At 49.0% G+C, this 13957-nt stretch carries 9 protein-coding genes; 6 read left to right on the forward strand and 3 right to left on the reverse strand.

Translation table 11 applies throughout. The features are described 5' to 3' along the window. Nucleotide 1 precedes the first annotated feature (1 nt). The 3 genes from OGY83_RS20830 to OGY83_RS20840 are packed head-to-tail and all read right to left on the reverse strand — an operon-like array spanning nucleotide 2 to nucleotide 3996. Complete coding sequence (locus tag OGY83_RS20830) at nucleotides 2–895, reverse strand: transporter substrate-binding domain-containing protein (protein ID WP_286636823.1); 894 nt, start codon at nucleotides 893–895, stop codon at nucleotides 2–4. Beyond that, complete coding sequence (locus tag OGY83_RS20835) at nucleotides 879–1811, reverse strand: transporter substrate-binding domain-containing protein (protein ID WP_286636824.1); 933 nt, start codon at nucleotides 1809–1811, stop codon at nucleotides 879–881. Before OGY83_RS20835 ends, OGY83_RS20830 begins: the two co-directional genes overlap by 17 nt. Next, nucleotides 1804–3996 carry a putative bifunctional diguanylate cyclase/phosphodiesterase gene (locus OGY83_RS20840; protein WP_286636825.1) on the reverse strand — a complete coding sequence of 731 codons (2193 nt, stop codon included), beginning with the start codon at nucleotides 3994–3996 and terminating at the stop codon, nucleotides 1804–1806. Before OGY83_RS20840 ends, OGY83_RS20835 begins: the two co-directional genes overlap by 8 nt. Before the next feature lie 609 nt (nucleotides 3997–4605). On the opposite strand from OGY83_RS20840, the gene OGY83_RS20845 reads away from it, so the two are divergent. From OGY83_RS20845 to OGY83_RS20870, 6 genes are read left to right on the forward strand one after another with little or no spacing between them, the layout of a single operon-like run. Beyond that, the gene (locus tag OGY83_RS20845) at nucleotides 4606–6816 is read left to right on the forward strand and encodes a sensor domain-containing phosphodiesterase (protein WP_286636826.1); all 2211 of its coding nucleotides are present in this window, start codon (nucleotides 4606–4608) and stop codon (nucleotides 6814–6816) included. A 45-nt stretch (nucleotides 6817–6861) separates the two neighbouring features. Next, entirely contained in the window at nucleotides 6862–8952 is a 2091-nt protein-coding gene (locus tag OGY83_RS20850; protein ID WP_286636827.1) for a methyl-accepting chemotaxis protein, read from the forward strand. Next, nucleotides 8949–10016, forward strand: a complete 1068-nt coding sequence (locus OGY83_RS20855; RefSeq protein WP_191228260.1) for a chemotaxis protein CheB — start codon at nucleotides 8949–8951, stop codon at nucleotides 10014–10016. Before OGY83_RS20850 ends, OGY83_RS20855 begins: the two co-directional genes overlap by 4 nt. Beyond that, entirely contained in the window at nucleotides 10013–11425 is a 1413-nt protein-coding gene (locus OGY83_RS20860) for a CheR family methyltransferase (RefSeq protein ID WP_286636828.1), read from the forward strand. The genes OGY83_RS20855 and OGY83_RS20860 overlap by 4 nt, the downstream gene beginning before the upstream one ends. Before the next feature lie 11 nt (nucleotides 11426–11436). After that, the gene (locus OGY83_RS20865; protein WP_191234795.1) at nucleotides 11437–13569 is read left to right on the forward strand and encodes a hybrid sensor histidine kinase/response regulator; all 2133 of its coding nucleotides are present in this window, start codon (nucleotides 11437–11439) and stop codon (nucleotides 13567–13569) included. 22 nt (nucleotides 13570–13591) lie between these two features. Further along, nucleotides 13592–13951, forward strand: coding sequence for a response regulator (locus OGY83_RS20870; RefSeq protein ID WP_286636829.1), 360 nt, complete (start codon nucleotides 13592–13594; stop codon nucleotides 13949–13951). Nucleotides 13952–13957: the final 6 nt, after the last annotated feature.

A 13957-nucleotide genomic window follows, 5' to 3' on the forward strand; every position in this document is an offset into this window, starting at 1 on the left:
TTCAATGGCTATGCTGACAACTGCCCGGTGACGGGTTTTTCAGCTTTTCGCAGGACCAGGGGGACAACCACTTTTTACGTAACTGCACGTTGGCCGGCGAGGCAAAAAAATCTTTCAGCGTACTGTCAACAAACGTCACAAACTGCGGATCGTTTTTCCTCATCATAATGGCATAGTGCATATCATTACCGATGCTCTCAGAAGAGACGCTGAACAGTTCAGGTTGCTCGCTATGATTAATTAGCGGCCAGGCCAAAATATCATCAACAAAGAAAGCAGCGGATTCATTATGCGCCATCTTCTCAAATGCGCCCTTTATGGTGGTGCTGGTAATCGTTGAAATATTAAGGTGTTGCTCTCTGTTTGCTTTATTAAATTCCAGCAAATCTTTTGAGCTTCCGGTCAGACTCACCGTGCGACCTTTAAGATCGGCAATTGACTGTATATTATTTTTACGTAAAGAGATGATGCGCATCTTTGCGGTGTAATAGTTTTCAGAAAATGACACGCTGGAGGTCCGCTCCGGCGCATTGGTATTTACGCCACAGTCCATATCTATTTTACGCGAGTTTAATGCGGAGAAACGTTCGGCAAAATTCACGGGAATGTAATGAATGGTTAAATTGTTGAGCTTCAGATACTGGCGCAATTTATCGGCAATCATGTTGCATACCGCAATGGTATAACCCGTGACTTTGCCATTGTGGTCAGTAAAAGAAAATGGCGGCAGCTGGCGATAACCCACGTTGAGCACACTGTTGTTCTGAATATGATCGAGCGTCGCAGCGTTCTGTTGCGCCATCGGTGCGGGGGAGATGACGAGGCCTGCCAGTAAAAACAGCCATTGCGCCGTACGCTTCACCCTTGTCATCTCACGATTAATTATATTTTTCATAATCAAAACTGATCTTCTTTTTAGCAGACGTTAATGCTTTCAGGTTATCTGACATGGGAATGTTTAAATTAATGGCTTTCGGCGGAATCGGTGACTGAAACCATTTATTGTACAGCGCAGTAAATTCGTTGCTGGTCATCAGGGAAGAGAGCGTGCCATCAACAAATTCTTTAAATTCTTTATCGTGTAACGGCAGTAACAAGCCGGCCGGTAACGGGACGCTGAGCGCAATATCGGAAAGTTTATAGTCTTCAGGATTTGGTGTTTGCGCGATCATCCCTTTGAGTAAAACCGTACTGGAGATCAGTGCAGAATACTCACCACTCTTCAGTTCATTGAATGCGGTAATATTATTGGTATCGAGTTGAATATTAATATCCAGGTCATTGGCAGCATTCACTTTTTGCAACTGTTCTACGTAAATCGTGCCGCTTTTTACCAGTACGCTATGTCCGGAAAGTTCTGTCAGATTGTCGTTGTTTTTATTTTTACGCATGACGAAGCGGGTGCTTGAAAAATAAAACGGCAGCGAGAACTCGCTAATGCTGTGGCGACTTTTCGAATAAAAGGCCGGGATACACATGATGTCTGCCATGTGATTTTTAATCAGGACAAATTGCGATGCCGAGTTAGCTTTTACCCACTCGACCTTCAGCTTTTTAAGCTGAAGTTTTGTCTTGAGTGCGCTGACGATACTGTTGCAAATATCAATGGAATAGCCGGCTGGTACGTTGCCATTCTGCCAGGAGAAAGGAAACGCATCATCCTGATAACCAAGGGTAATGCTTTTCTTGCTGGCGATCTGTTCCAGCGTGTGCAACGGCAAGGCAGAGCCTGCTAAGCATGGCGTAGTTAAAGTCATTAACAGGGCAAAAATCGTCAGCATGCCCTTTACCAGGCGAAAGAAGTCAGACATTGCACATTCCTTCTTCAATGGCCTCAGTGGCAAATGCGGAAAGCACTTCACGCTCGCGCAGCGGATAGCTAAAGAAATAGCCCTGAACATTCTGGCACTCAATGTCGCGCAGAATGTCGCGTTGCTGCGCGGTTTCTACCCCTTCAGCGGTGACTGACATATTGTACTTATGAGCAAACTGAATCAGCATCACAATCAAATACTGACTGGCATTATCTTGCTGGAGCTTGTCGACCAGCGTGCGTGCAATCTTGATGCGGGTAAAAGGATAGATCAGCAGATAATCCAGTGCCGCGTAGCCAGTACCTAAATCATCCATCGCGATTTCGATGCCCAGAGAGCGGATCTCTTGCAGCACGGGTAAGGCAATCGATTTATCCAGTTTCTCGGATTCGGTAATTTCTATTTCAAGGCGCTCGGCTGAAAGTTGGCTGGTGCGTAACGCATCTTTGATAACGTCAACCAGTCCCGGACTGTGCAACTGGTAGGCCGAGATATTGACGGCAATCCTGATACGCTCCGGCCATTTGGCAGCGGCTTCACAGGACTGACGAATAATCCATTCGCCCAAACGTACGATCAGGCCAGAGCTTTCGGCTATGTTGATAAAATAATCAGGATAAATCAGTCCCTTAGTTGGATGATTCCAGCGGATGAGCGATTCGTAGCCATACACGCTTTCATCTTCCAGATTGATGATTGGCTGGTAATGAAGTTCGAACTCCTTGTTATCAATACCATCGATAATTTCCTGATTAATAAACAGGCTGTGAGTTTGCATCATCACCATGCCGTCTTCGAAGAAATGGAAGCAACCCCGGCCGTGATGTTTAGACGCGTACATAGCAAGGTCGGCATTAATCATTAGCGTAGAGCTATTATTGCCCTGCCAGGGCGCGGTAGTAATACCGATGCTACAACTGATAGAAAATGTATGGGTACTCCAGGTAAACGGGGTGCTCAGCGCGCGGATGATTCGCTTCGCCAGGCGATGCGCCTCTTTGATGGCGTTGTCATCGACATGTTGCAAAATGGCGAATTCATCACCGCCCAGACGCGCCACGATATCGTTGGGTCCCAGCAATAACTGCAGGCGTTGGGCAACGCTGATTAACAGTTCATCGCCCGCTTTATGGCCAAAGGTGTCGTTCACCGGCTTGAAGTTGTCGAGGTCAATCAACAGCAGGTTGAACGCTCTGTCCTCCTGATGAAGTTCACTGACGCGCTTATCTAAAGCCAGGCCAAACGATACGCGGTTGGGCAATCCGGTGAGTGAATCATGATGGGCCATATGCTCCATCTTCTGCGACATTTCATGCATACGTTGCAGATAACCGCGTTCTTTCATGGCGACACGCAATTTTTCAATCGCCCCGGCCAGATGTCCAATCTCATCGTCCTGATCGAGATAGGGCGTTATACAGTCCGTCTCTTCATGGGCGATGCGGGTAAGGGAGTTAATTAGCAGCGGAACTGGGCGGAATAAGCGGCGCATAAACATCGTGACCAGTGCCAGCGTTACCAGCAAAATCAGGACAAAAATGATACTGCTCTTTTTCAGCATCGCATCGTAGGTGGCGTAGAGATCGCTTTTTTTACCGATGCTACTTATCAGACTCCCGAGGATCTCACCTGAAGGCGTCAAAATAGGAACGGCGCTGATAAAGCACTCTTCGCCATTAATCTGGGCGAAGCCAACATAGTAGTTACCCAGCACATCGCGCGGCAGACGACCGGGGAAAGAGATGATCCCATCACCATCTTCTGACTTGTTGTTGATGCCAACAAATCCTTTCTCCGGCGTATACAGAAACAACCAGGTGGGGCTATGGGTCTGTACTGATGCCAGTGCCAGAACGTCAACCGGGTTATAACCGGTTTGCATAATAGAGTCGGTGTCACCAATCTGTCTGTCGGAGACAATGCGGGATATCTGCCCTGCATCGCTGGTTTCGACCGAAACGGTGGTATACACGTTGCGGATGATGTAGGTCATAATCTGTGCATTCGCTTCAGCCCGCTGCACCCACTGCTGATAAGAAAAGTTATCTATCAGGCTCCAGTTGGTAAACGCACCAGCACTAAACGCAATAATGATACCCACCAGCAAGAATTGCGTTATTTTGCCAGTGATGGAATGTTGCCACCCTTTTATTGCTTTAAGGGAAAACAGAGACTTTGCCACGGATTATGTTAATTCCTGAAAAGATTATGCGATGCTAAATTTAGTTTCTGTTATTACTTAATGGAATATTATTGTTGCAAATAAGTAGATGAAAGATGTTAAATGTAATGACGTAACAAATAACTAACATTGAACCATGGTGAGTAATGACAAAAATAACGGTATGCGAATATAGATAACGCTGATCATTTCGTCAACAAGCAAAAATGTTCATAAAAATACATTTTCATCATGCCCTTTCAGGATATTAATGTTGACATTCGTGTTGCCTGAGAAGGTTTTTTATACGTACTGGTTGGAGGTGCTGGAAAACTGGCAGTGACTTTGTCATTTTTTACACAGCATCAATGGATTAGCAGATTGTTTGGCAGGTATCTGAGTAATTACATCTCCACAGGATGTCCATTTTTGTCTATAAATGGGTATTTATTTCCTGATTTGATATGAATAATATGCGTGCTTCAATATAGAACCTTATTTTATTTTCTCAGTGCGCGGTCAATGTTGACAATTTAGCTATGGTTCATCGGCTGACCCAAAAGGATTTGTTTGTGACATTCGAGTCTGGATTAAAGTCCTATTGGTATAGTGCATAGCGGATAAATTGATTTGGACGCAATAATAAATACAAACACTGTAAAAAACTTTCGGGAATGGTGCCTGCCACTCGTTTTACCTGGCCTTTTTTACCCGCTGGCACAATATCTTAACGGTTACAGCGTTCTCAATAATACTATTTTAACAGTTTACGATCTCAAACTAGCCGTATTTTCTGCCGCATTGGTCTTGTTTGGTTTTCGGGTGTTGCCGGGATTTGTTCTGTTCCTGACGGTCATGTTTGTGGTCGGCCCGCAAAACGAACGGGTAGATGCGTTGTGCCTGATCATCGCCTCAACCTTAAGCTATGCCGCGTACCGCAAATTCACCGGCAGACGCAGCTGCGTTAGCTTTGGTCGCATCAAAATTAGCTTTAATCGCCTGATCTGGCTTTGCGGCTATAACGTCCTGCTGTATCTGGTGTTCAGCAAATTCTTTGCCATGTTTGTCGCCCACGGACAACGCCCTGATGTGAATAACATTCCGGCGTTGAGTCTGGGCATGCTGGTACGTATTCAGGGGATCATCAACGGCTGCCTGACGGGGATCCCTTTATTTTACAAGATTTATCGCATTATTCGTCGACCCTCTTTCCTGCTTACTTTCTGGCGGGCAATTGCCGAACAATGCAAAGGCAATATCAGCACCTACGGTGTTATTTCATGGTGTGTATTGCTTTTCTTGTTGATGTTCTTTTTAACATCACCGGACAATCTGAACGTCTTTTTCTCTCTCTATAGTCTGATCTTGCTGTTCCCGTTGATGCTGTGGGGATCAATTAAAATTGGTCATTTGTTCACTATGCTGGTGTGGACGATCGTATTGATCATTTTAGGCAAACATAACGACAGCTATATCGCCAGCGATGTTAACTTCATGCTGCATCAGGCGTTGGTTTCGACGTTGATCTTTGTCTTTACGCTCACCATTGTGATCATGGGGGTACTGGCGAAATTTACCCGTCAGCGCTTTAACCAGGCGCTGTTGCTGGGGTTGACTGACCCGATGACAGGCATGGCAAATTTACGGGCGCTGAAGACGGAGCTATTTACCACTGAGCGCGCGACCGTATGTCTGATACAGATCCCCGAGCTGGAGCTTTTTTCGCGTCGTTATGGTTTTCATTTCCGCGCCCGCTACCAGAAGATCCTTGCTGAGCATTTGCGCAGACATTTGGTGAAAAGCGAGAAAGTCTATTACCACGCGGGTTACGATCTGCTTATCCGGCTGGAAAATGGCACCTGGGAGCGGCTATGCGACCTGTATCAGGCGGCCAACAGTTTTCGTCTCTTTTACAACAACCATCGGTTGGGTTTTCGCAGTGGTTTGGGCTATTGCCTGATTAACGATCTGAGTGATGACATTTATCAGCTGGTGGGGAAACTGGGCATGGTGGCGGGTTTATCACTCACCAACGGCAGGCCGGAAAACCTTGAGGCGCAGCATAGCCGGATCCTTGGCAACCACATTGTTGATAAAACGGAAATTCGCACTGCGCTGCAAAATGCACTGGATAACAATGCGTTTGTCCTGATGGCACAGCCTATTGTCAGTACTCACGGTGAAGCGCCATATCATGAAATATTGATCCGTATGCTTAACGAACGGGGAGAATTTATTCCACCGAACAGTTTCCTGCCGGTTGCTCATGATGCAGGGCTGGCACCGGATATCGATCTCTGGGTTATCGAAAACACTCTCAAATTTATGCGTAGCCACCCGCAGCGTTGTTTTTCTATTAACCTGGCACCGGTGACGGTGTGTCGTTCAAATATTGTTACGAAGATCACCCAACTTCTGCACGACTACGCGGTGGAGCCACAGCGGATTATTTTTGAAATAACGGAAGCCGATACGCTTTCAGACAAAGAACAAACCGTTGAAACACTACGTTTAATACGTCAGCTGGGATGTCGGGTGGCAATTGATGATTTTGGAACTGGGTTTGCGAGTCATGCGCGCTTGATGAACATCGAAGCAGATATCCTGAAAATAGATGGCTCTTTTATTCGACGGATCACCGAAAGTGAAATTAGTTACTACATCGTTGAGTCATTCTGCCGCGTTGCTGAAATGAAAAAAATGCAGGTAGTTGCTGAATTTGTCGAGAACGCCGCTATTCAGGCCTGTCTGGAAAAAATGAATGTGGGCTGGTTACAGGGATATCACATTGGCAAACCTACGCCGCTGTTCACGCTCGAATCACAGGGCGCTAGCTCCTGATGACCAAAAAAAGAGTAATTGCTTCTCAGGTAGAGAATAAAAATCATGAGTGACATTATTAAAGTAAAAAATCGAACGGCGAATAGCATCAGTGAGGGACCGCGCGCTCGACTATTGTCCTGGCTGCACAACATCCATCCCGGTGTGGCGATGAAGCTCGGTATGATTTTGGTTGTTTGTATCGCAACATTGCTGATTGGCGCCTCTTTTATATTATCGTCTTATCTTTCCAGAGAATTGCAGGTCAATGCGCTGGAGATGATTAAAACCAACACGCGGATATTCCACAACAGTATTTCTAACGAGTTCCAGCGTGTGACTCGCGATGCGGAACATTACAGCAATGTTTATATTAATAATTATCAAAACGTTGCCAATAAGCCGCTGCGTTATATGGACTCTACTGAATTAAAAGCGGTGCTGAGCAATCCGAATACCAACTCGCATTTCACCGAGTTAACCAGCGTATTTGCCAGTACGTTTATTCTGCAAGGCGAGCAATTTGTGCGTGTCAGCAGTACGTTGCTGGCGAGTTCAGGCAATACGGCAACAGCAACAGCGCTAGGGCACGATAACCCGGCGTTGCCGCTGCTTTTGAAAAATAAACCCTTTTCCGGTGTGGTCACGCTGTTCGGTAAACAGTTTATTAGCCACTACGAACCGATTGCCGATAAATATGGTCAGGTGGTGGGTGCCGTCGCGGTGGGTTTCGACGTCAAACAGAGTTTGCAGCCGATCATTCAGCGTTTGTTGAATGTGCATATTGGTAGAGATGGCTATGCCTACGTGCTGGATGCCGGATTTGAACCGGGTCGCATGTTGGTCCATCCCTCGTTGAATAACCAGCAGGCAATTAATATTACCGATGCCAATGGTTTTAAGCTGTTTGCCGATATGCTCGAACATAAGAATGGCATCACTTACTACAACTGGGTGAGCGGTTATGGCGCATTGCCGAAGACCAAAATTGCCGTTTATGAATACGTTGAAGGGATAAATTGGATAATAGCTACGACCAGCTACGTTGATGATGTTTCCAGGAGCAGTAATCTGGTGCGTAACGGTCTGCTGCTGTTCACCGCACTGTTGCTGCCCATCATTTTACTGCTGATTGCTGTGGCCAGTCGTTTCCTGATCTCGCGGCGCTTAAACCGTGTACTGGGGATTGCACAAACCATTGCCAAAGGTGACTTAACGGTAGATGTTCAGGTCGATCACCACGATGAGATAGGCGAACTGCTGAGTGCGGTAGAGATGATGCGTCAGCGTCTGCACTCGTTGGTAGGCGGTATGGTTTCTCATGCAAATTCGGTGCATCAGGCATCTCTGCATATTACCGAAGCGGTCGATGGGCAGGCGTCAACCAGCGTGGAAACCTCATCTTCAGTGGCTGAAATTACCTCCACCATGGAAGAGTTGTCTGCCTCATCAACACAGATAGCCGAACACTCGCGGGCGGTTGTGGATATTGCCAATCAGACGCTTGAGGATTGCAATAAAGGTTCTGAGTCGATGTCGCAATTGCTGATGCGTATGACGGATATTGATACCGACAATCAGCAAAATATGCGTGAAATCATGATGCTCGGTAATAAGTCTACGGAAATCAGTCGCGTGATGGTGATCATTAACAGCGTCGCGGATCAGACGAAACTTATCGCCTTTAACGCAGCGCTCGAAGCTGCCAGCGCCGGGGAAGCCGGTAAGCGTTTCTCGGTTGTAGCGGCTGAAATCCGCCGTCTGGCGGATTCGGTGACGGAATCGACGGTTGAAATTGAAAATAAGATCAGTGAGATCCAAAACGCGATTAATCGTCTGGTGCTGAACGCGGAAAAAGGCGGCGAGAGCATTAAAGCGGGCGCAGTTGCCTGTAAAGTTAGCGCCGAACACCTGAACGATATCGTTGTTACGGCCGAGCAAACCTCGACGGCGGCGCTGCAAATATCGCTATCAACACAGCAACAGAAAACGGCGAGTAATCAGGTGGTCATGGCGCTGCGCGAGATCGTTGTTGCCAGTAACTATACCTCGCAATCTATCAAAGACATTCTGGTTGTCAGTCAGGATATGACACAACTGTCGAAAGCGCTGAAAGAGGCTTCGTCCTCATTCACACTGACGGAAACAGATGCATGAATAGCAGCAACATTCGGGTGCTGATCCTCGATCTGGGCAGCGCATCGCGTAATGAGCTGGTCAGGCAACTGGAGGATCACCCGCACATTAAGGTGGTGGGGCAAGCAGCCCATCGCAGGCAGGCAATCCGATTGTTGCAACAGCTGATGCCGGACCTGCTGATTCTGACGCTGGATATCTCAAGCGTCGATAACGTCGAGATCGTGGAAACGATCATGGCAACCAGCGCAATCCCCATCCTTGTTATGAGATTTTGTCCACAGAATCAATGGGATGATGACTACATTTCCCGTGGCGCGTTGGCGGTGTTGCACCACAGCAGTGATTCACCACTCTCAACAGATGCCCTGCATCGTAAAGTAGAATTACTGGTTGGAGTGAAAGTCATCCGACATATCAAGGGATTACGCTATCCAGGCGAACCGGTAATCCCCACTGTGCGACCGATGATGGACGTTGTAAAGACGCCGCAGGACTGGCCTTTCGTGCTGGCGATTGCCTGTTCGACGGGCGGGCCGCAGGCGCTCAGTAAACTGTTGCAGGATCTACCCGGTACGTTTCCGTGCCCGGTTCTTATTGCCCAACATATTGCCGATGGCTTCGCGAAAAATATGGTGCATTGGCTGGATAGCGTGACCGATCTGAAGGTGCGACTGGCGCAGGAAGACGATCGGGTGGAAGCGGGGTATGTGTATATATTGCCGCCGGAGCAGCACCTGATCGTCAAAAGCAACCAGCGTTTAGCGGCGATCCCAAGACAGGAAAGCGACGTTTACCATCCCAGTTGCAACCTGTTGCTGGAGTCGGTGGCTGAGGTGTTTCGCGAAAAAGCCGTCGGACTGATTATGACGGGCATGGGCAGCGATGGCTGTCGCGGCATTGAGCTTATTGTCCGCCGTGGCGGAACAACGCTGGCGCAGGACGAAGAGAGTTCGGTGGTATTTGGTATGAATAAGAACGCGATCGACAAGCAACTGATACACCGCACGATCCCCCTCAATGGCCTTGCTGCGGTGCTGCTTTCTATGGCTTGCCACGGGCATGTTCAGAGTAAATTGCCATGATCCCTAATCTTCCTGATTATGCCCGCCTGATCAAAGAACGGGTCGGTTTGCACTTCGATAACGCCATGGAAGCGCTGCTAAAAACGGCGCTGGGGCGGCGAATGGCTGAGCGAAAAATAAATGATTACTATGAATACTATGAACAGCTGCGTAGCTCGCAGAATGAGTTTGATAGTTTCATTACGCTGATTACGATTAACGAAACCTATTTTTTCCGTGAAAGCGATACGCTGGATTTAATCTGCGATAAATGGATCCCGCGCCTATTGCAACAGCGCAGCGGCCCGGTGCGAATTCTGAGTGCCGGATGCTCTTCCGGAGAGGAAGCCTACTCGTTGGCGATCAAGCTGCATGAGAAATACCTGGACGGGATGGCCCAACGCATCGAAATTTACGGCTGTGATATTGACCCGGCAATCCTGGCAAAAGCCCGCAACGCCTGCTATTCAAGCTACTCATTTCGCGGCGTCGACCCGAGTATTCAGCAACGCTACTTTACCCGCTCGGGAAACCTCTATCGGCTGCATGATGAGATCCGTGAGAAGGTCTCATTCCATCGCACCAACATTATAAAAGAACAGTTACTGGCGGAAGTGGACATCATTTTGCTGCGCAATGTGTCCATCTATTTTGATACGCCAACGCGTCGCGAGCTGCACGGTAATTTACTGAAGATGTTGCAACCGCAGGGAGCCTTATTTTTTGGCAATGCGGAAACGCTGGCTAACAATTTCGACATTCTGAAGCTGGAGCAGGAAGAGGGGATTTTCTATTTCTGCCACCATCGTGAAGCGCCAAAGGCTGCGCCTGTACCCAGAGTTGCGGTACGCATTCCGCAGCCGAGAACGGTGGTTGAACAGGTTCCTCTGGCACCCGCGGCGCAGCAGAGTAATGACTGGCTGAAGAAAGCGCGCGCCAGCCTCGATGAAAAATGTTTTTCTGAAGCCGAAAAGTGTATCGCCTGTGTATTACGCGACGATCCCCGTAATCAGGATGCGCTGCTGATCCAGGGGGTTATTGCCCTCGAGCAGCGTGAATTTTCTCAAACAGCCGGAAACGCGCAGCAGATCCTCGCACAGGATGAGTGGTCGGCAGAGGCCAAAATGCTGCTCGGCCTGGCGATGATGTGGCAACACCAGACCCAGCAGGCCATCGCCTGGTTCAAGCAGGTTGTTTACCAGGAACCTGGCTACTGGCCTGCACACTATTATCTGGCCGAAATGTACCGGCAAAGCGAATTACGCCAGCCCGCTCAACGGACTTATCGCGTGGTGATGCAGTTGCTGAACGACGAGATAAACAATCCGTCCTCGGTTTGTCGTCTGCGTTTGCCAATGGTATTTCCTGGCAATACGTTTCGTTTCCTGTGTGAACATCAACTGGCGCAATTCGCCCATCAAAGTGGCTAATAAGAGCGATTATGGCTATCGATCTGAAAAAATTCGTTCTGCGCTTTATTGATGAAGGGAGAGGTCATTTGCAGACGATCAGCGAAGGGGCGTTTCTCCTCTCCGCTGATGAACATACTGACGCCTGGATAGGTGAGATGTTTCGCGCTGCGCATACCCTGAAAGGGGGCGCGCGGATGCTGAAACTGCAAAGTATTGCCGATGTCACGCATCATCTTGAGGATGTATTGAGTGAACTACGTGATAACAAACTGACACCAGACAGGGCGTTGGGCAATCTGATCCATGAGTCCGTGGAGTATCTCTCCGGTCAGCTAACCCAGCTTTTTGTCAGCGAAGGGGATAATCAGTTGCCCCCGGCAGATGCCGGGCTGTGCGAACGCCTTGCCCGCGCCAGTCGGGGAGAGGAGATCACGCTGACTGTCGAAACTGCCGGGGCAACAGAAAAACCGGTGGTCCCTGTGCCTGCGACGCCAGCCAGCATGGATTCCGGTATTAAGCAGGCGGATTTCGTGCGGGTAAAGCTGAATAAGCTCGATGGCCTGATTGACATTCTGGGGGAGGTGCTCGCCGGACACGATCGCCTGGAACAGCAGATACAAAATCTGAGTCAGTTGGTACCGCGGTTACCGGGATTAAGCGCTGAACAGCTGCGCCAGCAAATCCATGACTTTAGCGCCCAGTTAAAAGAGAGCGTCCAGCTCCAGCATTTGCAGATGTTTGAACTATACGACGTGGCGGCGCGGATTCGTATGCTGCCACTGTCAACGTTGTTTGAACCCATTTCGCTGCAGGTCAGCGAACTGGCTTCCACACTGAATAAGCAGGTGGTGTGCCGCTTTGTTGGCGGAGAAGTGGAAATCGACCGCCAGCTCATTGACCGGCTTTCGGAGTCGCTCACTCATCTTCTGCGTAATGCCGTCGATCACGGGATTGGTGAGATCGACGAACGTCTGGCGCTCGGTAAATCCACCCGCGGCACGATTACCATCACCACCCAACAGGATGGCAGCGGGATATTACTGCGTATCGAAGATGACGGTCGCGGTCTGAACTATGAGGCCATCAGCGCGAAGGCGGTCAGTAAAGGTCTGGTTCCTGCTTCAATGGCCGGACAGCTCTCCGAGCAGGAATGCAATGAGCTGATTTTTCATCCTGGCTTTTCGACCAGCAAGATCGTCTCCGAGCTTTCTGGTCGCGGCGTTGGCCTTGATGTGGTGCGCAAAACGGTGGTGACCGACCTGCAAGGCGATTTGCAGGTTTATAGCCGCCCGGGAGTCGGAACCAGCTTTAACCTGCGGTTACCTGTTTCGTTAACCATGATGCGGATTCTGCAATTTGAAGAGCAGGGGCACCTGTTTGGACTGGCTGCGCAGTATGTGGTTGAGGTGGTGGAATGCACGGCTCAGGGGATTAGCGATATCGCCGGACGTCCTGCCATTATCTTGCATAACGAGTTTATCCCGGTGGTTTGCGTAGGCAGCTTGCTGGGCATTCATGAACGCCAGAGCAGCTTTTCAACGCCTGGACAGCGATTAATCGTGGTGCAGAACCAGTACAGCAAAATGGCGCTGCAGGTGGATAAGCTGCTCGATGAACGCAAGATGATGATTAAACCGTTACCGAAGCATATGCAACAGCAGTCGCTGGTCTCCGGGATGGTACAAACACCGGATAACCAACTGGTCAGCATCCTGCACGTTCCAGCGCTAATGGCGATGGCGCAACAATCACGGCAAACCAGTACACCAGCGCCCGCCACGAGCGTAACGCAGGACGCATGGCATGTGCTGGTGGTCGATGACTCACTGAATACCCGTGAGATAGAAAAGAACGTGCTGGAAGCGCACGGTTATCAGGTGACTCTGGCAGAAGACGGGCTGTCGGGGCTGCAAAAAGCGAAACTGACCCAGTTTGATGCCGTACTGACGGATGTCGAAATGCCGTTTATGGATGGTTTCACCTTCACCAAATCGTTGCGTGGGGAGAAAAACTACCAGCATACGCCAATCATCATCGTGACGTCCCGCGCGAAGGAAGAGGACCGGCGACGGGGGATTCAGGTGGGCGCGGATGCCTACATCGCCAAGGGCGATTTCGAGCAGGACAGTTTGATAAAAACATTAAAAATGCTTTTGTGCTGATGGCGCAAAATCGAGAGAGAAAATGCGAATTTTATTAGTTGATGATGATCTTTTTGCGGCTGAACTGGCATCCATATTTTTGCAAATGGACGGCTACGATGTAGTGATTGTGGAAAGCGCGATTTCCGCCCTGGCGTGCCTGGACTCGGATAACAACATCGACCTGGTGATTAGCGATCTGCATATGCCAGAGATCAGTGGGTTGGATTTTCTGGCGCTGTTACGCGCTCAGGATTGGGTTAAGCCTTTTATTTTACTGAGTGCCAATGAAGTAGCGGCCAGCGACGCTCTGTACGACCGTTGGGTGAAAAAAGATGAAAACCTCGCGGAAAATCTGGGGGCAGCTGTCAATGCGCTACTGCAACCGTCTGCGATTAATTGAATAAGC

Source organism: Citrobacter sp. Cpo090, from assembly GCF_030332665.1.
In the GTDB taxonomy this organism is placed as follows: Bacteria; Pseudomonadota; Gammaproteobacteria; order Enterobacterales; family Enterobacteriaceae; genus Citrobacter; species Citrobacter portucalensis.